Annotated in this window: 18 protein-coding genes; 8 read left to right on the top strand and 10 right to left on the bottom strand. The window is 55.0% G+C overall.

Annotated features, from left to right (window positions below; translation table 11 throughout):
- Positions 1–159 precede the first annotated feature (159 nt).
- Genes hemG through pepQ form a run of 4 tightly spaced genes read right to left on the bottom strand, consistent with a single transcriptional unit; the run spans position 160 to position 4,154 of the window.
- Positions 160–705: a menaquinone-dependent protoporphyrinogen IX dehydrogenase gene (gene hemG, locus G6Q29_RS20175; protein WP_165466889.1), complete on the bottom strand. Its 546-nt coding sequence runs from the start codon at positions 703–705 to the stop codon at positions 160–162.
- 10 nt (positions 706–715) lie between these two features.
- Positions 716–2,167 (bottom strand): Trk system potassium transporter TrkH, encoded by a 1,452-nt coding sequence (gene trkH, locus G6Q29_RS20170; RefSeq protein WP_006808591.1) that lies wholly within the window; start codon positions 2,165–2,167, stop codon positions 716–718.
- A gap of 41 nt (positions 2,168–2,208) precedes the next feature.
- A complete protein-coding gene (locus G6Q29_RS20165) occupies positions 2,209–2,823 on the bottom strand; it encodes an IMPACT family protein (protein WP_165466888.1) in 615 nt (204 codons plus the stop codon).
- The gene (gene pepQ, locus G6Q29_RS20160) at positions 2,823–4,154 is read right to left on the bottom strand and encodes a Xaa-Pro dipeptidase (protein ID WP_165466891.1); all 1,332 of its coding nucleotides are present in this window, start codon (positions 4,152–4,154) and stop codon (positions 2,823–2,825) included. Before pepQ ends, G6Q29_RS20165 begins: the two co-directional genes overlap by 1 nt.
- Before the next feature lie 190 nt (positions 4,155–4,344).
- On the opposite strand from pepQ, the gene fadB reads away from it, so the two are divergent.
- Positions 4,345–6,534: a fatty acid oxidation complex subunit alpha FadB gene (fadB, locus tag G6Q29_RS20155; protein ID WP_165466887.1), complete on the top strand. Its 2,190-nt coding sequence runs from the start codon at positions 4,345–4,347 to the stop codon at positions 6,532–6,534.
- A gap of 9 nt (positions 6,535–6,543) precedes the next feature.
- Entirely contained in the window at positions 6,544–7,707 is a 1,164-nt protein-coding gene (gene fadA / locus G6Q29_RS20150; protein WP_165466886.1) for an acetyl-CoA C-acyltransferase FadA, read from the top strand.
- 202 nt (positions 7,708–7,909) lie between these two features.
- On the opposite strand, the gene glyS is transcribed toward fadA, so the two are convergent.
- The 3 genes from glyS to G6Q29_RS20135 form a co-directional block, all read right to left on the bottom strand.
- Complete coding sequence (glyS, locus tag G6Q29_RS20145) at positions 7,910–9,979, bottom strand: glycine--tRNA ligase subunit beta (protein ID WP_165466885.1); 2,070 nt, start codon at positions 9,977–9,979, stop codon at positions 7,910–7,912.
- A 9-nt stretch (positions 9,980–9,988) separates the two neighbouring features.
- On the bottom strand, positions 9,989–10,900 hold the full coding sequence (gene glyQ, locus G6Q29_RS20140) for a glycine--tRNA ligase subunit alpha (RefSeq protein ID WP_003860141.1): 912 nt from the start codon (positions 10,898–10,900) through the stop codon (positions 9,989–9,991).
- Between the two features lie 160 nt (positions 10,901–11,060).
- Positions 11,061–11,366: a YsaB family lipoprotein gene (locus tag G6Q29_RS20135; RefSeq protein ID WP_165466884.1), complete on the bottom strand. Its 306-nt coding sequence runs from the start codon at positions 11,364–11,366 to the stop codon at positions 11,061–11,063.
- Between the two features lie 184 nt (positions 11,367–11,550).
- On the opposite strand from G6Q29_RS20135, the gene G6Q29_RS20130 reads away from it, so the two are divergent.
- Positions 11,551–12,546: an acyltransferase gene (locus G6Q29_RS20130; protein ID WP_165466883.1), complete on the top strand. Its 996-nt coding sequence runs from the start codon at positions 11,551–11,553 to the stop codon at positions 12,544–12,546.
- 52 nt (positions 12,547–12,598) lie between these two features.
- Here the strand turns inward: G6Q29_RS20130 and xylB are convergent, their stop codons facing one another.
- Together xylB and xylA are read right to left on the bottom strand one after the other, a co-directional pair.
- Positions 12,599–14,053 carry a xylulokinase gene (gene xylB, locus G6Q29_RS20125; RefSeq protein ID WP_165466882.1) on the bottom strand — a complete coding sequence of 485 codons (1,455 nt, stop codon included), beginning with the start codon at positions 14,051–14,053 and terminating at the stop codon, positions 12,599–12,601.
- 59 nt (positions 14,054–14,112) lie between these two features.
- Positions 14,113–15,435: a xylose isomerase gene (gene xylA, locus G6Q29_RS20120; protein WP_026080557.1), complete on the bottom strand. Its 1,323-nt coding sequence runs from the start codon at positions 15,433–15,435 to the stop codon at positions 14,113–14,115.
- Between the two features lie 371 nt (positions 15,436–15,806).
- On the opposite strand from xylA, the gene xylF reads away from it, so the two are divergent.
- The 4 genes from xylF (at position 15,807) to xylR (ending at position 20,785) form a co-directional block, all read left to right on the top strand.
- Positions 15,807–16,799 (top strand): D-xylose ABC transporter substrate-binding protein, encoded by a 993-nt coding sequence (xylF, locus tag G6Q29_RS20115; RefSeq protein ID WP_006808602.1) that lies wholly within the window; start codon positions 15,807–15,809, stop codon positions 16,797–16,799.
- Between the two features lie 72 nt (positions 16,800–16,871).
- Positions 16,872–18,413: a xylose ABC transporter ATP-binding protein gene (locus tag G6Q29_RS20110; RefSeq protein WP_165466881.1), complete on the top strand. Its 1,542-nt coding sequence runs from the start codon at positions 16,872–16,874 to the stop codon at positions 18,411–18,413.
- On the top strand, positions 18,391–19,572 hold the full coding sequence (gene xylH, locus G6Q29_RS20105) for a xylose ABC transporter permease XylH (RefSeq protein WP_165466880.1): 1,182 nt from the start codon (positions 18,391–18,393) through the stop codon (positions 19,570–19,572). Before G6Q29_RS20110 ends, xylH begins: the two co-directional genes overlap by 23 nt.
- A gap of 34 nt (positions 19,573–19,606) precedes the next feature.
- Positions 19,607–20,785, top strand: a complete 1,179-nt coding sequence (gene xylR / locus G6Q29_RS20100; RefSeq protein ID WP_165466879.1) for a D-xylose utilization transcriptional activator XylR — start codon at positions 19,607–19,609, stop codon at positions 20,783–20,785.
- 35 nt (positions 20,786–20,820) lie between these two features.
- On the opposite strand, the gene G6Q29_RS20095 is transcribed toward xylR, so the two are convergent.
- A complete protein-coding gene (locus G6Q29_RS20095; RefSeq protein ID WP_165466878.1) occupies positions 20,821–21,645 on the bottom strand; it encodes a protein bax in 825 nt (274 codons plus the stop codon).
- Positions 21,646–21,959: 314 nt separating this feature from the next.
- Between G6Q29_RS20095 and G6Q29_RS20090 the strand changes: the two genes are divergently transcribed.
- Entirely contained in the window at positions 21,960–23,990 is a 2,031-nt protein-coding gene (locus tag G6Q29_RS20090) for an alpha-amylase (protein WP_165466877.1), read from the top strand.
- Positions 23,991–24,155: the final 165 nt, after the last annotated feature.

Here is a 24,155-nt window from a genome sequence, read left to right as displayed (position 1 = left end):
CGCTTCAGAGTCAAGCGTTTATTTTGCTTTTCTCTGCTGACCCGGCGGCTTGCGTGCCGTTGTTCCGTGTCAGTGGAGGCGCATTATAGGGAGTTCTTCTGAAGTGACAAGCACTAAATACAAAAAACTTTTTGTTCGGTCATTTTTCAAACTCAACGCTTATTTAAACCGCGAATCGTCCGTTAAACGCGCAATTTCACGGGCGAAACTGGCGACCTGAGCCCAGTCGGTATAAACGACTTCTTTACGCGTATCCGTTTCCCCGCCCGTCATCTTCATGATCAGGCGGATCATAAAGCGGTCATACCAGCGGTAACGCGGGTAACGCAGCGCACCGGCAAAGACAGAACAGATGTCGGGCTGCCATGGCGAATTCAGCAAGAACTTGCGCGTATAGCTGTTAGTCTGCGGCGTACGCTTCTCCGCTTTACGGGCAACGAGGTTGACCGAGTAAAACGCGCCAGGCAGCTTAGCGAGCTCCGCCGTATGCCTTTTCACAAAGCGATCCAGCGCAGGATGGAAATGACCGTAACGAATTGAAGCGCCAATTACCACACGGTCGTAATCCTGCCAGGCAATCTGCTCTGTGCGATTCAGGTTCAACACATCAGAATAAATGCCCAGCTCTGTGAGTTCAGAAGCCAGATACGAAGCAATCTCACGCGTTTGCCCGTCACGCGTTGAGAAAAGAATTAACGTTTTCACCAATGTCTCCTTACTCACGCCAGAATGTTGGGGTAAACAGCACCAGCAACGTAAAGACCTCAAGACGCCCAAACAACATATTGGCGATTAAGATCCACTTCGCCACCGGGTTCATACTGGCAAAGTTATCCGCCACGACGCCCAGCCCCGGCCCCAGGTTGTTTAACGTTGCCACCACAGAGGCGAAGGCAGAGAAATCGTCCACGCCCGTGGCGATAATCGCCAGCATACTGACAATAAAGACCAGCGCATAAGCCGAGAAGAATCCCCACACCGCTTCGAGGATACGTTCCGGCAGCGCGCGGTTCCCCAGCTTAATGCTGTAAACCGCATTCGGGTGGACCAGACGTTTCAACTCACGGTTCCCCTGCTTGAACAGCAGCAAAATACGGATCACCTTCAGACCACCGCCCGTCGACCCGGCGCACCCGCCGATAAATGCAGAGCACAACAGCAGCACCGGCAGGAACAGCGGCCAGCGCGCAATACTGTCCGTGGTGAAACCGGCTGTTGTCGCCATCGATACCACCTGGAAGAAAGCCTGGTTCAGGGTTGTGACTGCCGAGTTATAGACATCGTGGAACCACAGTACCAGGGTGCAGATAACCACCAGGGTCAGCTGGACGCCAATAAACATCCGGAATTCCGGGTCGCGCCAGTACACCTTGAGGCTACGTCCGCTAAGCAACGAGAAGTGTAGACCGTAGTTACAGCCTGAGATCAGCAGGAAGATGGCAATGATGGTATTAATTGTCGGGCTGTCAAAATAACCGACGCTGGCATCGTGGGTGGAAAACCCGCCGATAGCGATAGTCGCAAAGCTGTGTCCGATGGCATCAAACGCAGGCATCCCGGCAAACCACAGCGCCAGCGCGCAGGCCACCGTCAGCAGGACATAAATAAGCCACAGGGTTTTCGCCGTCTCTGCAATACGCGGGCGCATCTTGTTATCTTTCAACGGGCCAGGCATCTCTGCCCGATAAAGCTGCATCCCCCCGACGCCCAGAATCGGCAGAATAGCCACCGCCAGGACGATAATCCCCATGCCGCCGAACCACTGGAGCATCTGCCGGTAAAAGAGAATCGCATGTGGGAGCGAATCCAGCCCTACAAGCGTGGTGGCCCCGGTGGTCGTTAATCCGGAGAACGATTCAAAAAACGCATCCGTTACGGTGAGATTCGGTTGTTCAGAGAAGATAAACGGCAGCGCACCCACGCTTCCCAGTACCGTCCAGAACAGAACCACAATCAGAAACCCCTCCCGGGATTTCAATTCACCTTTCTCACGACGGTTTGGCCACCACAACAGGGAGCCAATCGTCAGCGCGACAAAAAAGGTTTGCGTAAATGCGCGCCCCGCACCGTCCCGGTAGATGAGCGCCACCAGCCCAGGAATGATCATCGTCCCGGAGAAAAGTATGACCAGCAATCCAACGATTCGGGTAATGGCACGAAAATGCATCTCTGCCGCTTCCTTAGGTATTCAATATTGTGAGGTGGGGATTATTCTTCAATCGGCAGTAATTGCAATGAACCGCGACTAAAATCAGCGAGTTTTGCTGAAAAAGCAGCCAGTTCCGCCTGAGGAAGCGCCACGCGTAATTGCACCATTGCCTGATAATCACTGTGTGCGATGACGCCGTTAAACTGTTTGAGCAATGCTTCGATACCCGAAAGCTGGGCGTAATCGCATAACAAAGTATATTCGGTAAGTGGCGTTTTGCGGGTCGTTATCAGTTGATTAAGCGCCTGCTGAACACCACCGCCGTAGGCTTTAACAAGGCCTCCGGTGCCTAGCAAAATGCCCCCGTAGAAGCGAACAACGACGGCGGTGATTTCACCCACACCGCTGCCCATCAACTGGGAGAGCATCGGTTTTCCGGCCGTGCCCGCCGGTTCACCGTCATCAGAAAACCCGAGCTGCTGTGAGTCGTCTGGCGGCCCGGCGACCCACGCCACACAGTGATGGCGGGCATCGGGATGCTGCGCGCGGACAGACTCGACGAACGCCTTCGCCGCCTCCACGCCGTCGGTATGTGCCAACAGCGTGATAAAGCGGCTTTTTTTGATTTCCTCAACAAAGGTGACCGGCTCGGCCGGTATCAGCCAGCTTTCCATCAGGCCAGCTTCAGATCTCGCGTCATGTTCTCGATGCTGTTCTCATGGATAACCACGTTATCCTCGATACGAATGCCGCCATACGGCTTCAGCGCTTCAATTTTCTCCCAGTTGAAGTGCTTGCTGAATTGCCCTTCACGCCACGGTGCCAGCAGGGATTCAATAAAGTAGATGCCTGGCTCGATGGTCAATACCATACGCGGGGCCAGAACGCGGGTGCAGCGCAGATAAGGATATTTTGACGGTGCCGCCAGGTGCGTACCAGTATCATCCTGCATAAAGCCCGCGACGTCATGAACCTGTAAACCCAGCGGGTGGCCGATACCGTGCGGCATAAATGGCCCGGTCAGATCGTTCTCAACCATCGCCTCTTCGCTCATGTCGTTGACAATCTGATGCTTACGCAGCAGTTTCGCGATGCGCTGATGGAACTGGATGTGGTAATCCACATAGCTGGTTCCCGCTTTCATGGTGCCAATCAGCGCCTGCTGTTCATCGTTCACGTCTTTAATCAGTTGCGCGAAATCGGTATCCGCATTCGCCGCCCAGGTACGCGTAAGGTCTGCCGCATAGCCGTTGTACTCTGCCCCCGCGTCCAGCAGGAAGCTACGCATCTCAGCCGGAACCTGATGATCCAGTTTGGTGTAGTGCAGAACCGAGGCATGTTCATTCAGCGCCACGATGTTGCTGTACGGCACGTCGGTATCGCGGTGGCCGGTCGCCGTCAGGTAAGCCTGATTGATATCGAACTCGCTCATGCCGGACTGGAAGGCTTCATGCGCCGCACGGTGACCGTTCACCGCCGTTTTTTGCGCTTCACGCATGCAGTAAAGCTCGTAGTCCGTCTTGTAGGCGCGATAGTAGTGCAGATAATCCAGTACGCCTTTCGGGTTGAGCTTATCTGCCGGAATATCCAGACCCAGCGCACGCTCAGGAACTGGACCAATGTAGCCGATGTTGCCGCGCGCCGCTGGCAGCTGGCTGCCAATGCCGTCCGCTTTTGGCAGCGCAATCACGTCAATTTCTTCGGTCCAGAATGAGGTCGGCAGCGGCTCCACGTTGTGCCAGTAATCGACCGGCAGGTAGAACCACAGTTTCGGCCTGTTCACGCCATCCACCAGCAACCAGCAATTTGGCACCTGCGTGACAGGCACCCAGGCTTTAAACTGCGGGTTAACCTTGAAGGGATAAGCATGATCATCAAGAAAAGTATTCATCAGCTCGCCGGAGTGGATCAGCAGGGCATCCAGCTTGAAGCGGGCCAGTACATCGCGGGTACGTTCCTGTAGGGTAACGATATGATTTTTATAAAGCGAAGCCAGTGAGTCCATCATTCTTCCTTTCGTTTTTTTGACCTCAAGTCATCGCATCTTAGCACACCTCACTGCGGGTGCGTGATTTCCACCGACCGTGATCAACGCAGCAATTTCTTAATGACTAATTTGCATTTTATTAACATAAATTCCACACTCCGTTTCATCTGGTATGACCAGATCCAATTGCTGGATTCAGGAGACCGACATGCTCTACAAAGGCGACACCCTGTACGTAGACTGGCTGGAAGATGGCATTGCCGAACTGGTGTTCGATGCCCCCGGCTCAGTGAACAAGCTTGATACCGCGACGGTGGCCAGTCTTGGCCAGGCGCTGGATGTACTTGAAAAGCAATCAGATTTAAAAGGGCTGCTGCTGCGCTCCAACAAAGCGGCCTTTATCGTTGGCGCGGATATCACCGAATTCCTGTCGCTGTTCCTGGTGCCCGAAGAACAGCTGAGCCAGTGGCTGCACTTCGCCAACAGCGTCTTTAATCGTCTGGAAGATCTGCCTGTTCCAACGATTTCTGCCGTAAATGGCTATGCGCTGGGCGGTGGCTGTGAGTGCGTACTCGCAACCGATTATCGTCTGGCCACGCCGGATCTGCGTATCGGTCTGCCTGAAACCAAACTGGGCATTATGCCGGGCTTTGGCGGCTCGGTGCGTATGCCGCGCATGTTGGGTGCCGACAGCGCGCTGGAAATCATTGCCGCAGGTAAAGATGTGGGCGCGGAACAGGCGCAGAAAATCGGACTGGTGGACGGCGTGGTTAAGCCTGAAAAACTGATTGAAGGCGCTGTCGCCATTCTGCGTCAGGCGATTAACGGCGATCTCGACTGGAAAGCCAAACGTCAGCCGAAGCTGGAACCGCTAAAGCTCAGCAAAATTGAAGCCACCATGAGCTTCACCATCGCCAAAGGTATGGTGATGCAGACGGCGGGTAAACACTACCCGGCGCCGATCACGGCGGTGAAAACCATTGAAGCGGCAGCGCGTCTGGGCCGTGATGACGCCCTGAAGCTGGAAAACCAGAGCTTTGTTCCGTTGGCGCACACCAACGAAGCCCGCGCGCTGGTTGGTATCTTCCTTAACGATCAGTTCGTGAAGGGCAAAGCCAAACAGCTAACCAAAAACGTTGAAACGCCAAAACACGCGGCGGTACTCGGTGCTGGCATTATGGGTGGCGGTATCGCTTACCAGTCGGCCTGGAAAGGCGTGCCGGTAGTAATGAAAGACATCAACGAGAAATCCCTGACGCTGGGCATGACCGAAGCGGCCAAGCTGCTGAATAAACAGCTTGAGCGCGGCAAAATTGACGGGCTGAAGCTTGCAGGCGTGATCTCAACCATTCAGCCAGTGCTGGAATACAGCGGTTTCGACCGTGTAGACGTAGTAGTTGAAGCGGTCGTTGAGAACCCGAAAGTGAAAAAAGCAGTGCTGGCCGAAACCGAAGACAAGGTGCGTCCGGAAACCGTGCTGGCCTCAAACACCTCCACCATTCCTATCAGCGAACTGGCGAGCGTGCTGAAGCGTCCGGAAAACTTCTGCGGGATGCACTTCTTTAACCCGGTGCACCGCATGCCGCTGGTCGAAGTGATCCGTGGGGAAAAAACCTCTGACGAAACCATCGCCAAAGTGGTGGCGTGGGCGAGCAAGATGGGCAAAACGCCGATCGTCGTTAACGACTGCCCGGGCTTCTTCGTTAACCGTGTGCTTTTCCCGTACTTCGCCGGTTTCAGCCAGCTCCTTCGCGACGGCGCAGATTTCCGCAAAATCGACAAAGTGATGGAAAAACAGTTCGGCTGGCCGATGGGCCCGGCGTATCTGCTGGACGTTGTCGGCATCGATACTGCCCATCACGCACAGGCGGTGATGGCGACGGGCTTCCCGCAGCGCATGCAGAAAGACTATCGCGACGCCATTGACGCCCTGTTCGACGCCAATCGCTTTGGTCAGAAAAACGGTCTGGGCTTCTGGCGCTATAAAGAAGACAGCAAAGGCAAACCGAAAAAAGAAGAAGATGCGGCGGTGGATGGCCTGCTGGCCGACGTCAGTCAGCCGAAACGCGACTTTACCGACGAAGAGATCATCGCCCGCATGATGATTCCAATGATCAACGAAGTGGTGCGCTGCCTCGAAGAAGGCATTATTGCCAGCCCGGCAGAAGCGGATATGGCGCTGGTGTACGGACTCGGCTTCCCTCCGTTCCACGGCGGCGCGTTCCGCTGGCTGGATACGCTCGGCAGCGCTCGCTATCTCGATATGGCTCAGCAATATCAGCACCTCGGTCCGCTTTATGACGTGCCGGAAGGTCTGCGTAACAAAGCGCGCCATAACGAACCCTACTACCCAGCAGTTGAGCCAGCCCGTCCGGTTGGCGAGCTGAAAACGGCTTAAGGAGTCACAATGGAAAAGGTTGTCATTGTTGATGCAATTCGCACCCCGATGGGCCGTTCAAAAGGCGGCGCGTTCCGTAACGTGCGAGCGGAAGATCTCTCCGCGCACCTGATGCGTAGCCTGCTGGCGCGTAACCCGGCGCTGGACCCAACAGCGCTGGACGATATCTACTGGGGCTGTGTCCAGCAGACGCTGGAGCAGGGCTTCAACATCGCCCGTAACGCGTCCCTGCTGGCGGAGATCCCGCATTCCGTTCCGGCCGTCACCGTCAACCGTCTTTGCGGTTCGTCGATGCAGGCGCTGCACGATGCGGCACGGATGATTATGACCGGCGATGCGCAGGCCTGCCTGGTGGGCGGCGTGGAGCACATGGGCCACGTGCCGATGAGCCACGGGGTCGATTTCCACCCAGGCATGAGCCGTAACGTGGCGAAAGCCGCGGGGATGATGGGCCTGACCGCCGAGATGCTCTCCCGCCTCCATGGCATCAGCCGTGAAATGCAGGATGCCTTTGCCGCGCGCTCTCACGCTCGCGCCTGGGCCGCCACGCAGTCCGGTGCCTTTAAGAATGAGATCATCCCGACCGGCGGTCACGATGCAGACGGCGTACTGAAGCAGTTCAGCTACGACGAAGTCATCCGCCCGGAAACCACGGTCGAAGCGCTTTCTACCCTGCGTCCGGCTTTTGATCCGGTCACCGGCACGGTAACGGCGGGCACTTCGTCTGCCCTGTCCGACGGTGCCGCCGCGATGCTGGTGATGAGCGAAAGCCGCGCCCGCGAATTAGGCCTGACGCCACGCGCCCGCGTGCGTTCGATGGCAGTCGTGGGCTGCGATCCTTCCATCATGGGTTACGGCCCGGTTCCGGCCTCGAAGCTGGCGCTGAAAAAAGCGGGATTAACCACCAGCGATATCGATCTGTTCGAGATGAACGAAGCCTTCGCCGCGCAGATCCTGCCGTGTATTAAAGATCTGGGGCTGATGGAACAGATCGACGAGAAAATTAACCTCAACGGCGGCGCGATCGCGCTCGGACACCCGCTGGGCTGCTCCGGGGCGCGTATCAGCACCACGCTGATCAACCTGATGGAGCGCAAAGATGCCCAGTTTGGTCTGGCAACAATGTGTATCGGGTTGGGTCAGGGGATCGCGACGGTGTTTGAGAGGGTGTAAATTAATTGAGAGAGTGTAAATAAGGAAAAGTATCTCAAAGCCAATGACGTCAGAACAAGGCGGCAAGCGAGCGAATCCCGATGAGCTTACATTAGTAAGTGATTCGGGTGAACGAGCGCAGCCAACGCAGTTATGGCGCCATTGGCGAAGAGAGACAGTTTAGTTGCCGTTCTTCCCGCCTGTCAGGGGCGGGTTTTTTACGTTATTGCAGCAGCGAAATATCCGCCACGCGCAGGAACAGCTCACGCAGTTTCTCAAGCATTGAGAGACGGTTAATCCGCAGCTCTTTATCTTCCACGTTCACCATCACCTTCTCGAAGAAGGCGTCGATGACGTCACGCAGCTCCGCCAGCTCCACCAGCGCTTCCTGGTAACGACCTTCCGCGAAGTACGGCTCCAGCTTGTCGCGCAGCACCACAACCTGCATCGCCAGAGAAATCTCTTCCGGCTCTTTCAGGGTTGCGGCGTTTACGCGCTCGTTCAGCGTTTCGTCAGACTTCGCCAGAATGTTGGAAACGCGCTTGTTAGCCGCAGCCAGCGCAGATGACGCATCCAGCGTACGGAAGTGGGAAACCGCCTTCATACGCGCATCGAAATCTGCCGGACGGGTCGGACGACGCGCCAGAACAGCCTGAATGGTATCAACGGAGTAACCTTCGTCCTGATACCACGCGCGGAAACGACCGAGCATAAAGTCGATAACATCATCCACAACCTTCGCGTTGGTCAGCTTATCGCCGTACAGACGTACCGCTTCTTCGGTCAGCGTTTGCAGATCGAGATTGAGGTTCTTCTCTACGATGATGCGCAGCACGCCCAGCGCAGCACGACGCAGCGCGAACGGGTCTTTGTCGCCTTTCGGATGCTGACCGATACCGAAGATACCCGCCAGGGTATCCATCTTGTCGGCAATCGCCACAGCGCAGGCAACCGGGTTAGACGGCAGATCGTCACCGGCAAAGCGCGGCTGATACTGCTCGTTCAGGGCTACCGCCACATCTTCCGCTTCGCCATCGTGACGCGCGTAGTGCATGCCCATCACGCCCTGGGTGTCGGTAAATTCGAACACCATGTTGGTCATCAGGTCGCACTTGGAGAGCAGGCCCGCGCGGGTAGCGTGGTTAACGTCGGCGCCAATTTCACGGGCAATCCAGCCGGACAGCTCCGCGATACGGTCGGTCTTGTCGCGCAGCGTACCCAGCTGCTGCTGGAACAGCACGGTTTGCAGACGCGGCAGGTTGTCTTCCAGACGTTTTTTACGGTCGGTGTTGAAGAAGAACTCGGCATCCGCCAGACGCGGACGCACCACTTTCTCGTTACCGGAGATAATCTGGCTCGGATCTTTCGATTCGATGTTCGCCACGAAGATGAAGTTTGGCAGCAGCTTGCCGTCATTGGCGTAAACCGGGAAGTACTTCTGGTCACCCTTCATGGTGTACACCAGCGCTTCTGCCGGAACGGCCAGGAATTTCTCTTCGAATTTCGCGGTCAGCACAACCGGCCATTCGACCAGAGAGGTCACCTCTTCCAGCAGGCTATCGCTCAGATCGGCATTACCGCCAATTTTGCGCGCCGCGTCTTCCGCGTCTGCTTTGATTTTGGCTTTACGCTGTTCGTAGTCAGCAATGACCTTACCGCGCTCCAGCAGGATCTGCGGGTACTGGTCAGCATTGTCGATGGTGAACTCCGGCTCGCCCATAAAGCGATGGCCGCGGATCACGCGATCGGACGCCACGCCCAGAATGGTCGCCGGGATAACGGTATCGCCCAGCAGCAGGGTCACGGTGTGAACCGGACGCACAAAGTGTACGTCGGACGCACCCCAGCGCATCAGCTTAGGAATCGGCAATTTTGCCAATGAGGTCGCGATCATGTCAGGCAGCAGTGCTTCGGCGCTTTCGCCTTTCACATGGGCACGATACAGCAGCCATTCACCTTTGTCGGTAGTCAGACGCTCGGCCTGATCAACGGTGATGCCGCAGCCGCGCGCCCAGCCTTCAGCCGCTTTGCTCGGCTTGCCTTCCGCGTCGAACGCCTGGGCGATTGCCGGGCCACGTTTTTCAACTTCGCGATCCGGCTGGGACGCCGCCAGGTTTGCCACTTTCAGCGCCAGACGACGCGGGGCAGCAAACCACTCAATGTTACCGTGTGCCAGGCCAGCGTTATCCAGCTCGGCAGTGACGTTCGCAGCAAAAGATTCAGCCAGGCTGCGCAGGGCTTTTGGTGGCAGCTCTTCGGTGCCAATTTCCACCAGGAATGTTTTCTCAGACATGGCCGCCTCTTATTTGTTTCGGTTGCACATCGGGAAGCCAAGGGCTTCACGGGACGCGTAGTAAGCTTCTGCAACGGCTTTGGTCAGGGTGCGAATACGCAGAATGTAGCGCTGACGTTCAGTCACGGAGATGGCTTTGCGGGCATCCAGCAGGTTGAAGCTGTGGGCAGCCTTCAGAATACGCTCGTAGGCAGGCAGCGGCAGCGGAGTCTCCAGCGCCAGCAGCTGCTGGGCTTCTTTCTCGTACTGCTCGAAGCAGGTGAACAGGAAGTCCACGTCCGCGTATTCGAAGTTATAGGTGGATTGCTCCACTTCGTTCTGATGGAACACGTCGCCGTAGGTGGTTTTACCCAGCGGGCCGTCGCTCCAGACCAGGTCGTAAACGCTGTCTACGCCCTGAATGTACATGGCCAGACGTTCCAGACCGTAGGTGATTTCACCGGTGATCGGTTTACATTCCAGACCGCCAACCTGCTGGAAGTAAGTAAACTGGGTCACTTCCATGCCGTTCAGCCACACTTCCCAACCCAGACCCCAGGCACCCAGCGTTGGGTTTTCCCAGTTATCTTCCACGAAACGAATGTCGTGAATGGTCGGATCCATACCCAGCTCTTTCAGTGACCCGAGGTACAGTTCCTGAATATTGTCGGGAGATGGCTTAATCACCACCTGGAACTGATAGTAGTGCTGCAAACGGTTCGGGTTTTCGCCGTAACGTCCATCGGTTGGACGACGGGATGGCTGCACATAGGCGGTCGCCATTGGCTCTGGCCCTAACGCGCGCAGGCTGGTCATCGGGTGTGAGGTGCCTGCGCCAACTTCCATGTCCAAAGGTTGAACAATGGTGCAGCCCTGACGAGCCCAGTAATCCTGTAAGGTCAGGATCAGGCCCTGGAAGGTCTTGGTATCAAACTTTTGCATAGTATTTCGTGCTGGATACGTGTGGTTTTAAATGGAAGGGATCAGTATACCCGCTGGCTGCAAGATATACAGTACGAAACGGGGTTGTTTAGGGAAAATTGGGGAATAAGCCCTACAGCCAGAACCAGCGAAGGCTCTGGTTGCTGCTTATACGAGCAATTTAACGCATTGAGAGATGTAAAAACTGGCCGTCTGCATCAAATGAGCAAACAAAGCCCTCTTTACGCGCCGTATAGCCTTTCAGCTCATAGCTGCCCTGAAAGCGCTCGAAGCCGTTAATATGAATTTTCTGTGTGTCGGAATTATAGCGGTGAGCCGCCTGATCTTTGCACAGCTGTTCCATATTCAGGGAACGCTCCGGGCTCAATTTCCCCTGCTGCGCTTTTTGGGCCGGAATCTCCTCAGAAGCACTGCATCCTGTTAATAAGAGCAGCAGAAAGAGTGACGCCCCACGCTTCATCATCATTTTTATTACCGCCCTGGTCAGTGGCTGTTATTTTTAGTAGCAACACGTTTATAGATTAATGTCCGTCATTCTGCGAATCTCGCCAGCCTCCTACAAGATAGCCTGGCCAAACTCAGATTTTTCCAAGGGAAAAGTTATACACAATCGCAGTCACACTTTCTTTATCAGGAATACAGAGGAACTAATGCAGTCAAAAATTAACTGGATTGATAACCTGCGGGGAATAGCCTGTCTGATGGTGGTGATGATCCACACAACGGCCTGGTATGTCACGAACGCGCACAGTATCAGCCCTGTTAACTGGGATGTCGCCAACGTTCTGAACTCGGCTTCCCGCGTAAGCGTCCCGCTGTTCTTTATGATTTCCGGTTTCCTCTTTTTTGGTGAGCGTAGCGCACAGCCGAGACATTTCATCCGTATTGTCTCCTGTCTGCTGTTTTACAGCGTCATTTCGCTACTCTATATCATCCTGTTCACTTCAATTAATGCCGAACGTTCCCTGCTCAACTTGTTGCAAAAACCGGTGTTCTATCATCTGTGGTTTTTCTTCGCGATAATCGTTATTTATCTGGTTTCGCCGTTAATTCAGGTAAAAAACGTCAGCGGTAAAATGCTGCTGGCCTTGATGGTAATAATCGGGATCGTGGCCAACCCGAATACCGTCTCACAGAAAATGGATGGCTTTGAATGGCTGCCCGTTAACCTCTATATCACCGGGGATACGTTTTATTACGTGCTGTACGGCATGCTGGGGCGCGCCATTGGCATGATGGAGACGCAAAAGCGAGGAATGAACTGGCTTTGCGCGGCCGCGTTTCTCGTCAGTGTGTTTATTATCTCTCGCGGGACGCTGCACGAACTGCAATGGCGCGGCAACTTTGCCGATACCTGGTATCTGTACTGCGGCCCAATGGTCTTTATCTGCGCGATTTCGCTGCTGACGCTGGTTAAAAACACCCTGAATGCCCGCCCGCTTCCGGTGCTGGGGTTTATCTCCCGCCACTCACTGGGCATTTACGGTTTTCACGCATTGGTGATCCACGCCCTCCGCACCCGCGGCGTTGAGCTGAAAAGCTGGCCGGTGCTGGATATTGTCTGGATATTTACCGTTACGCTGGTTGTCAGCCTGCTGCTGTCAATGATGCTGCAAAGAATCGATACGCGCAGGTTTGTGAGCTAACCCGGTAGAAGGCTGGTAGGCCGGGTAAGCGTTAGCGCCACCCGGCTCTTGTTTATGACATTAGCGGTAAAAGCTGCTGATAAATTTTGCGAAACACGTCTCGTCTTTCTGCGTAGCGAGCATGATTATTCGCATCAGGACGATGCTGCTGTTCAAGCGGCAGCTGGGGCAAAAGCTGGTTCAGTGGTGCATCCGGATTCAGCGCAATTTGCGCCAGCCGTGCCGCACCGAGCGCCGGGCCTATATCTCCCCCCGTACGATAGTCGAGCTGCAACCCGCTGATATCGGAAAGCATTTGCCGCCAGTAGCTGCTTCGCGCGCCGCCGCCAATTAACGTAATGCTGGATGGCGTCAGTCCACAGTCATGCACGACATCCATTCCGTCCGCCAGAGCATAGCCAACGCCTTCAAGCACCGCGCGCGCCAGCTCTGCCGGGCCATGCTGATGGATAAGACCGAAGAAGACCCCTTTCGCTTCGGGGTTGTTATGCGGCGTCCGCTCGCCGGAAAGGTACGGTAAAAACCAGACCGCACCGGCATTATCATCCGCCTGCTGTGCCGCTGCGATAAGCGCCGGGACGTCCGCCATTCCGGTTAGCTTTGCCGCCCAGTCGAGGCAGGAAGCCGCGCTCAGCATCACCGACATCAAATGCCATTTACCCGGCAGCGCGTGGCAGAAGCTGTGTACGGCGCTTTCAGGGTTACTACGATAGCCGTCACTGACGGCAAAATAGACGCCGGAGGTACCGAGCGAGAGCATAGCCTGTCCTGCCTCGACCATCCCCACGCCGACCGCACCCGCCGCATTATCGCCGCCGCCGGCGACGACGGGTACGGCTGGCATATTCCAGCGTTCAGCAACAGAAGGCTGCAAAGTGCCCGTGACTTCACTGCCTTCACACAGCGCAGGCATATGGTCCCGCGTCAGCTGGCAGGCATCCAGCATCGCCTCGCTCCAGTCCCGTTTCGCCACGTCGAGCCACATCGTGCCTGCGGCGTCAGACATGTCGCTGGTAAAATCCCCCGTCATGCGAAAACGCAGGTAGTCTTTTGGCAACAGAACTTTCGACACCTGACGAAAAATCTCAGGCTCATGGCGCTGCACCCACAGGAGTTTTGGCGCGGTAAAACCGGGCATCATCAGGTTGCCCGTAATCTCGCGGGACGCAGGCACACGTTTCTCAAGGATCGCGCACTCCTCCGCACAGCGGCCATCGTTCCAGAGAATAGCCGGGCGCAGAACGCGATGCTGGCTATCCAGCAACGTTGCGCCATGCATTTGCCCGGCAATGCCCAGCGCTTTCACGTCGCGCAGGCTGTGCTGCTCGCCTAAGGCTTTCATTGCGCGGTCCGTCGCCTGCCACCACTGCTCCGGATCTTGTTCCGACCAAAGCGGATGCGGGCGTGAAACCTGCAACTTTTCAGTCTGGGTGGCTAACACATCGCCCTGCTCGCTTAACAGGATGGCTTTCACCCCCGACGTGCCAAGATCGATCCCGATATACATGTGGTGACTCCTTTGACAGAAATGCCCGGTGGCGCTGCGCTTACCGGGCCTGGATGCTGTTATTTATCGAACAGGTAGTGATTGACCAGGTTTTCCAGCAGCTCCTGATGGCCGCTCTGATGCTGCGGCGCAAGCTGATGCTGTTCAGCGTACTTCGCGATCTCCGCAAGCGATAACTGACCTTTCAAAATTTGCTGGCCCAGCTCACTGTTCCAGCCGCTGTAGCGCTTCGCCACGCGCTTATCCAGCTCGCCGTCTTCAATCATACGGGCCGCCACTTTCAGCGCCAGCGCCATGGTGTCCATCGCGCCAATATGGCCGTAGAACAGATCGTATTTATCGGTGCTCTGGCGACGCACTTTGGCATCGAAGTTCAGGCCGCCGGTAGTGAAACCGCCTGCTTTGATGATTTCGTACATCACCAGTGCATTTTCTTCGACGCTGTTCGGGAACTGGTCGGTATCCCAGCCTAACTGCGGATCGCCGCGGTTCGCGTCCACCGATCCGAAGATACCCAGCGCAATCGCAGAGGCAATTTCGTGATGGAATGAGTGACCCGCCAGGGTGGCGTGGTTAGCCTCAATATTCACTTTGATCTCTTTTTCCAGACCAAACTGCTTCAGGAAGCCATACACGGTGGCGACATCATAATCATACTGATGCTTGGTTGGCTCCTGTGGTTTTGGCTCGATCAGCAGCGTACCGCGGAAGCCGATTTTGTGTTTGTGGTCCACCACCATCTGCATAAAACGGCCAATCTGCTCACGCTCCTGGCGCAGGTCGGTATTCAGCAGCGTTTCATAGCCTTCACGACCGCCCCAGAGTACATAGTTCTCACCGCCCAGCTGATGCGTGGCGTTCATCGCAGTCACGACCTGGGTGGCCGCCCAGCTGAAGACTTCCGGGTCCGGGTTGGTTGCCGCGCCCGCGCCATAGCGAGGGTTGGTAAAGCAGTTAGCCGTACCCCAGAGCAGCTTCACGCCGCTTTGCTGCTGTTTTTCAGCCAGTACGTCGACCATCTGCGCGAAATTGTTCAGATACTCTTTCAGCGATGCCCCTTCCGGCGACACGTCCACATCGTGGAAACAGTAGTACGGCACGTTCAGCTTATGGAAGAACTCGAACGCGACGTCGGCTTTACGCTTCGCCAGCTCAATGGCCTCGCCCGGCTGTTGCCATGGACGGTCAAAAGAGCCCACGCCGAACATATCGGCACCGTTCCAGCAGAAGGTGTGCCAGTAGCAGGCGGCAAAGCGCAAGTGATCTTCCATGCGCTTACCCAGCACCAGCTCATCCGGGTTGTAGTGACGAAATGCTAAAGGATTGGTCGTTTTCGTGCCTTCGAAACGAACGCGATCGAGTTGGTCGAAATAAGCTTGCATATTGAGCTCCATAATCAGGGTATGCGGCGTGGTCTTGCTTCTGGAGTAATAGTGAATAGACATTGGAAGTTGCTCAATTACGTTATTTCACACTGCTATTGAGAGAATGCGCAATTGTGCGCTGGCTCGCAAAATAATGTGCAGACAAACTAATTTTCGGCGTGTATTCCAGAATCAAATGTAATTAATAGGTTACGCTTTTTAAAATCCGATCGCGGTCATAAATTCAGAAATAAACCAAATATCGTAATGAGAAGATAAAAATCTGTAATTGCCAGCAGGCCTTTCCACGTTAAAAATTTGCTGCGTCTCAGCAGTGAACGTTTCTTTTATCTCAGCTACACATACCCCTACAAAAAGGCCTAATAATTATGAAGATAAAGAACCTGACCCTAACGCTCTGCACTACTCTCCTGCTTGCAAGCTTTGCCGGCCACGCCAAAGAGGTCAAAATCGGCATGGCGATTGATGACTTACGTCTGGAACGCTGGCAAAAAGATCGCGATATCTTTGTTAAAAAAGCGGAATCTCTCGGCGCGGAGGTGTTCGTTCAGTCCGCTAACGGCAACGAAGAGACGCAAATGTCGCAAATTGAGAATATGATCAACCGTGGCGTCGATGTGCTGGTCATTATCCCGTATAACGGCCAGGTATTAAGCAACGTGGTGAAAGAAGCGAAACAGGAAGGCATAAAAGTCCTGGCTTATGACCGCATGATTAATAATGCGGACATTGATTATTATATTTCGTTCGACAATGAAAAGGTGGGCGAATTACAGGCTAAAAGCCTTGTCGCAAAAGTGCCTCAAGGGAATTATTTCCTGATGGGTGGCTCGCCCGTGGATAACAACGCCAAACTGTTCCGCCAGGGACAAATGAAAGTGCTTAAGCCATATATCGACGAGGGCAAAATTAAAGTCGTCGGCGACCAGTGGGCTGACGGCTGGTTACCGGAAAACGCGCTGAAAATTATGGAAAACGCGTTGACCGCAAATAACAACAAAATCGATGCGGTAGTGGCCTCTAACGATGCCACTGCGGGTGGCGCCATTCAGGCGCTTAGCGCGCAGGGTCTGGCCGGAAAAGTCGCGATTTCCGGACAGGACGCCGACCTTGCGGGTGTAAAACGCATCATTGCGGGTACCCAGACCATGACGGTGTACAAGCCCATTACCGAGCTTGCCAATACGGCCGCCGAAATTGCCGTTGAACTGGGCAATGGTCAGCAACCTAAAGCAGACGCGACGTTAAATAACGGCCTGAAAGACGTACCTGCTCGCCTGCTTACTCCTATCGAAGTTAACAAAGAGAATATTGACGCCACGGTGGTGAAAGACGGTTTCCATAAGAAGAGTGAACTGTAATCCAGAGCAGCCCCTGCCCGCCAGGGGCGCATCGACCTGCCCTGTTCATCTGTCGGGCTATGCGGAGCAGTTATGTCTTATTTACTTGAAATGAAAAGCATCACCAAAGCCTTTGGAGCGGTGAAAGCGGTCGACAACGTTAGCCTGCGGCTGAATCCCGGCGAAGTGATGTCGCTGTGCGGCGAAAATGGCTCGGGGAAATCCACGCTGATGAAAGTGTTGTGCGGGATCTACCCGCACGGCAGTTACGAGGGCGAAATCGTCTTTGCCGGTGAGGTGCTCCATGCCACGCATATACGTGATACCGAACGTAAAGGCATCGCTATCATTCACCAGGAACTGGCGCTGGTGAAGCACCTAACCGTGCTGGAAAATATCTTTCTCGGTGCCGAACTCTCGCGCCACGGCGTACTGGATTATGACACCATGACGCTGCGCTGCGAAAAACTGCTGGCTCAGGTGAGCCTGGCTATTTCACCGGATGCGCGCGTGGGCGACTTAGGTTTGGGCCAGCAGCAGCTGGTGGAGATCGCCAAGGCACTGAACAAACAGGTACGCCTGTTAATCCTTGACGAGCCAACCGCTTCACTTACCGAACAGGAAACCGCCGTTCTGCTCAATATCATCCGCGACCTGCAAAACCACGGCATCGCCTGTATCTATATTTCGCACAAGCTCAATGAGGTCAAAGCCATTTCCGACACCATTTGCGTTATCCGCGACGGGCAGCACATCGGCACACGTGAAGCAGAAGGCATGAGCGAGGAAGACATCATCACCATGATGGTGGGCCGTGAACTCACCGCGCTGTACCCTGGCGAACCGCACGCAATTGGTGAAGAGCTCCTGCGCGTGGAAAACCTGACGGCGTGGCATCCCGTTAATCGCCATATCAAGCGCGTGGATAACCTCTCCTTCTCGCTGCACCGCGGGGAAATTCTCGGCATTGCCGGATTAGTGGGTGCCGGAAGAACCGAGGCCGTGCAGTGTCTCTTTGGCGTCTGGCCGGGGCGCTGGGAAGGCAAAATTTATATCGACGGTCAGCCGGTAAAAATCGGCAACTGCCAGCAGGCCATTGCCAAAGGCATTGCCATGGTGCCAGAAGACCGCAAAAAAGACGGCATCGTGCCGGTAATGGCGGTGGGAAAAAATATCACGCTGGCGGCACTCAGCCAGTTTTCCGGGGCGCTGAGCAGCCTCGATGATGCCGCAGAACAGCAATGCGTTCTCCAGTCGCTCGCCCGGCTAAAGGTGAAAACATCCTCGCCAGACCTGGCCATAGGACGCCTGAGCGGCGGCAACCAGCAAAAAGCGATTCTGGCGCGCTGCCTGCTGCTTAATCCACGCATTTTAATTCTGGATGAACCCACCCGCGGGATCGATATCGGTGCGAAGTATGAAATCTACAAGCTGATCAATCAGCTTGTGCAGCAAGGCATTGCCGTCATTGTTATCTCGTCCGAATTGCCTGAAGTGCTGGGCCTGAGCGACCGCGTGCTCGTCATGCATGAAGGGAAACTCAAAGCCAACCTGAACAACCAGAACCTGACGCAAGAGCAGGTGATGGAAGCTGCCTTAAGGAGCGAACGCCATGTCGAAAAGCAACCCGTCTGATATCAAAGTCGCTGTTCCGACGCCCGGTGCGTTTGCAGGACTTAAATCGCTGAATTTGCAAGTTTTTGTGATGATTGCCGCCATCATCGTCATCATGTTGTTCTTTACCTGGATGACCGATGGCTCCTATTTGAGCGCACGTAACGTCTCTAACCTGCTGCGTCAGACCGCCATTACCGGGATCCTGGCGGTGGGGATGGTCTTCGTCATTATCTCAGCGGAAATTGACCTGTCGGTAGGGTCGATGATGGGTCTGCTCGGGGGCGTGGCGGCCATTTTTGACGTCTGGCTCGGCTGGCCGCTGCCGCTGACAATTGTGGTCACGCTGGTACTCGGTCTGCTGCTGGGAGCGTGGAATGGCTGGTGGGTAGCCTACCGGAAAGTTCCGTCGTTTATCGTCACCTTAGCGGGGATGCTGGCCTTCCGCGGTATTCTGATTGGGATCACCAACGGCACCACCGTCTCCCCTACCAGCGCCCCGATGTCCCAGATTGGCCAAAGCTACCTCTCTGATGGCGTCGGTTTTACGATCGGCGTGGTTGGGCTGATGGCATTTGTCGCGTGGCAGTGGCGAGGACGCATGCGTCGCCAGGCGTTGGGGCTGGCCTCCCCAGCCTCAACCTCGGTTGTCGGCCGTCAGGCGCTTACGGCGGTGATTGTGCTGGGCGCCATCTGGCTGTTAAACGATTATCGCGGCGTCCCAACGCCCGTTCTGCTGCTGGCGCTGTTGCTGTTAGGTGGAATGTTTATGGCCACACGTACCGCTTTCGGTCGCCGTATTTATGCCATCGGCGGCAATCTGGAAGCCGCGCGTTTATCCGGTATCAACGTCGAGCGAACGAAACTCGCCGTCTTTGCCATCAACGGCCTGATGGTGGCCATCGCGGGGTTGATCCTCAGTTCGCGTCTGGGGGCGGGCTCCCCCTCCGCCGGTAACATTGCCGAGCTGGACGCCATAGCCGCCTGCGTGATTGGCGGGACCAGCCTCGCCGGGGGCATTGGCAGCGTGGCGGGGGCGGTGATGGGCGCATTTATTATGGCTTCGCTGGATAACGGGATGAGTATGATGGACGTGCCGACGTTTTGGCAGTATATCGTCAAGGGGGCCATTCTTTTGCTGGCAGTCTGGATGGACTCTGCCACCAAGCGGCGCGCCTGATAACAGTATCGTGACTAATCTGGGAATATGAGCCATGTTTGAAAAGCGTCACCGCATTACGTTGTTATTCAATGCCAACAAAGCCTATGACCGGCAGGTGGTTGAAGGGGTTGGTGAATATTTGCAGGCGTCGCAATCGGAATGGGATATTTTCATCGAAGAAGATTTTCGTACCCGTCTGGAGAACATCAAAGACTGGCTGGGAGACGGGGTCATCGCTGACTTTGACGACCCCGTGATAGAACAGTTGTTGAGTGGCGTCGACGTGCCTATCGTGGGCGTTGGCGGCTCTTACCATTCACCGGAACATTATCCCCCTGTTCACTACATCGCCACGGATAATCATGCTCTGGTCGAGACCGCCTTTCTCCATTTAAAGGAGAAAGGCGTACATCGTTTTGCGTTTTACGGATTGCCCTCCACCAGCGGAAAGCGCTGGGCAATGGAGCGTGAATATGCCTTCTGCCAGCTGGTCGCGCAGGAAAAATACCGCGGCGTCGTTTATCAGGGACTGGAAACCGCGCCAGAAAACTGGCAGCACGCACAGAATCGCCTGGCTGACTGGCTGCAAACGCTGCCGCCACAGACCGGGATTATCGCCGTGACGGACGCCCGCGCCCGCCACGTATTACAGGTGTGCGAACATTTGCATATTCCGGTGCCGGAAAAGCTGTGCGTGATTGGTATTGATAACGAAGAGCTTACGCGTTATCTGTCTCGCGTGGCGCTCTCATCCGTGGCTCAGGGTACCCGTCAAATGGGCTATCAGGCCGCGAAGCTGCTGCACAGGCTATTAGATAAAGAATCCCTGCCGCTCCAGCGTCTGCTGGTGCCGCCCGTTCGCGTGGTCGAGCGTCGTTCAACTGACTACCGTTCCTTAAACGATCCAGCCGTGATTCAGGCGATGCACTACATTCGCAATCATGCCTGCAAAGGTATTAAGGTCGATCAGGTGCTGGATTCGGTCGGTATTTCACGTTCAAATCTGGAGAAACGGTTCAAAGAGGAAGTCGGTGAGACAATTCACGCTGTGATCCATGCGGAAAAGCTGGAGAAAGCGCGCAGTTTGCTGATCTCCACCTCGCTGTCGATCAACGAGATTTCACAGATGTGCGGCTACCCGTCGCTACAGTATTTCTATTCGGTGTTCAGGAAAGAGTATGACACCACGCCGAAGGAGTACCGGGAACGGTACAGTGAAGTCCTGCTGTAGAAAAGAGAACGCCTTCCAGTGGAAGGCGTTTTTCATTACATATGCGCGGCAATCAGACGCTGATTATCCTGGTACATGGAGAACAGATAATTGTTATAACGCTGCCCCTGAGTAGAATAACCTTTCAGCTTGTGGATCATCGCCGTGGCCGTCACTTCCCGATCCGCCTTACGCAGCTGTGCGCGTGACTTACGGAACGAGGAGTAGGCCGGGTGGGTGTTCAGGTTCACCACGTATGCATTCACGGAATCTTTAACCGATTCAAACTGTGAATAGCCCTTCACCTTGCCGGGTGCATTGGTACAACGACCTTTTGCGCATTTCATGCCAAACAGATTGTTGTTGTTGCGTGCCAGCTTTGAGGTGCCCCAACCGCTTTCGGCGGCGGCCATTGTCGCGACCATACTGCCTGGAATAATGTCCACACGCTCTAACAGAGTGTTCCACGGCACACGACGCGTGTTCCCGCTCCACTTCACTTTATAGCGTTTGGCGATGTCTTTCAGGCGAGTGCGCTCAGACGGCGACCAGCGGCTTTCGTACTGTTTTGAGATCAGCCAGTTACGATCCGCAGTAATCGCGGCATTTTGACTTTTAATGTAAGGCATTACCGTCCGGAGAAACGCTTTTTTCCTTGGTGTCCCGGAAGGGTATTTTCGCAAATCAGGAAGTGAACGACTCTTTGCACTATTGCGAGAATACTCTTGTTTACTGCTAACCTTACTGCTTGTCGTCTTTATTACGTGGGCTTTCTTACTCGTTGTATCAGTGTGCGTCTTTGCAAGCACCTCACCTGAAAATACCATGGTGAGTAACATGAGTATCGCGGCCCCATATCGTCGAATGGGAGTCGATATCATTAGGTCTCCTGGTCGGATATAAGCATTCCAACACCTTATTTTCTTCAAAAATTTGAGAGCGGAATCTCAAATCATACCAAAAATAGTCCTCAAGAGCACGTATACAAATAGTCCAATTCCGAAACTATGTCATCCGGAACATGCTCATTAAAGCACCAACGCTGGAAAAATGTGCGCGATATCGCAGATAACTGCCTAATTTTGCGCGGGATCACTCATCCCTTCGCGTCCTCCGGGCAGAAAGCCGTAGAGGAGGAGTTTTTCCCTTGAGCCGAGTGGCACACTGGTCAAAAATGCCGCGACAGGAAAATGGAATGAAACGCACTGCATTAGCCGTTCTGATGTTACCCGCATTTGCGCATGCCGACTGGTCATCGCCGGGATTTGACGCGTTTAGCGCTGAAGGTACCGGCGTCTTTACCAGCCAGGCAACGCTTGCGAAGGGTACCCGTCCGCTTACGCTGAGTCTTGACAACGCGTGCTGGCAGCCGACAGGTGCCATTAAGCTCAACGAGATGCTGTCGCTCAAACCGTGCGAAGGCACGCCACCGCAGTGGCGATTATTCCGTGACGGCGTTTATCAGATGCGTATTGATACGCGCTCTGGAACGCCGACGCTGATGTTGACGGTGCAAAGTGCGGCGCCACAGCCTGTCGCTAACGTTACCCGCCAGTGCCCGAAGTGGGACGGCAAACCGCTTACGATCGACGTCGTTAACACCTTCCCGGAAGGCACGGTGGTGCGTGATTTTTACAGCAAACAGACCGCGACCGTTCAAAACGGCAAAGTCACGCTTCAGCCAGCCGCCAACAGCAACGGCCTGCTGCTGCTTGAGCGCGCCGAGACGGACAAACCCGCGCCGTTCAGCTGGCAAAACGCCACCGTCTATTTCGTGCTGACCGATCGCTTCGTGAATGGCGACCCCACCAACGACAACAGCTATGGCCGCCATAAAGACGGTATGCAGGAGATTGGTACTTTTCACGGCGGCGATCTTAAAGGGCTTACCAGCAAACTGGATTATCTTCAGCAGCTGGGCGTGAATGCGCTCTGGATAAGCTCGCCGCTGGAGCAGATCCACGGCTGGGTTGGTGGCGGCACCAAAGGGGATTTCCCCCACTACGCCTATCACGGCTATTACACTCAGGACTGGACGAAACTCGACGCCAACATGGGCAACGAAGAGGATTTACGCCAGCTTGTCGACGATGCGCACAGCCGCGGTATCCGCGTCCTGTTTGACGTTGTCATGAACCACGCGGGTTATGCGACACTCGCAGATATGCAGGAGTATCAGTTTGGCGCGCTCTATTTGCAGGGCGATGAGCTGAAAAAAATTCTCGGCGAGCGCTGGACTGACTGGAAGCCGGGCGTGGGTCAAAGCTGGCACAGCTTCAACGATTACATCAACTTCAGTGACAAAGCCGCATGGGAAAAATGGTGGGGTAAAAAATGGATCCGTACCGATATCGGTGATTACGACAATCCGGGCTTTGACGATCTGACCATGTCGCTGGCCTTCCTGCCAGACCTGAAAACGGAATCTAAGACCCCGTCAGGTTTGCCGAATTTTTATCAACACAAGCCCGACACCAACGCGAAAGTGCTGACGAATTTCACGCCGCGAGATTACCTGACGCACTGGCTCAGCCAGTGGGTACGTGACTACGGCATCGACGGATTTCGGGTCGATACCGCTAAACACGTTGAGCCTGAAGCCTGGCAGCAACTGAAAAACCAGGCCAGCCAGGCGCTGGCCGCGTGGAAAGCCGCCAACCCGGACAAAAAACTCGACAATGCGCCATTCTGGATGACCGGTGAATCCTGGGGCCACGGCGTGATGCAGAGCGATTATTACCGCCACGGCTTCGATGCGATGATCAACTTTGACTATCAGGAGCAGGCGGCGAAAGCGGTGGACTGTCTGGCCGATATGGATTTGACCTGGCAGCAAATGGCCGAAAAGTTGCAAAGTTTTAATGTGCTGAGCTATCTCTCCTCCCACGATACGCGTCTGTTCCGTGAAGGGGGCCAGCGCGCCGCTGAGTTACTGCTGCTGGCACCGGGAAGCGTGCAAATCTATTACGGCGATGAATCAGAGCGTCCATTCGGCCCGACGGGCTCCGATCCGCTACAGGGAACCCGTTCGGATATGAACTGGAAGGACGTCACGGGTAAACAAGCGTTAACTGTCGCCCACTGGCAGATTCTTGGGCAGTTCCGCGCCCGTCATCCGTCTGTGGGTGAAGGCAAGCAAACCACGCTGCCGATGAAACAAGGCTACGGCTTTGTGCGCGAGCACAAGGGCGATAAGGTGATGGTAGTGTGGGCGGGTAACCAATAACCCCCTCACCCTAACCCTCTCCCCAAGGGGAGAGGGCCATTCACCAGAACAATTCACCACACAAATACAAACCCGCCGCATAAAACAACAAATCCGACCACATCCACCGATTTGCACCAGCACGGTGCTGGCGTTATGGTTACTGCCTTTCATATTAAGCCCGAC

Source organism: Enterobacter cloacae, assembly GCF_011078175.1.
GTDB classification, from domain to species: domain Bacteria; phylum Pseudomonadota; class Gammaproteobacteria; order Enterobacterales; family Enterobacteriaceae; genus Enterobacter; species Enterobacter cloacae_Q.
This window is presented reverse-complemented; position numbering and strand designations above follow the sequence as displayed.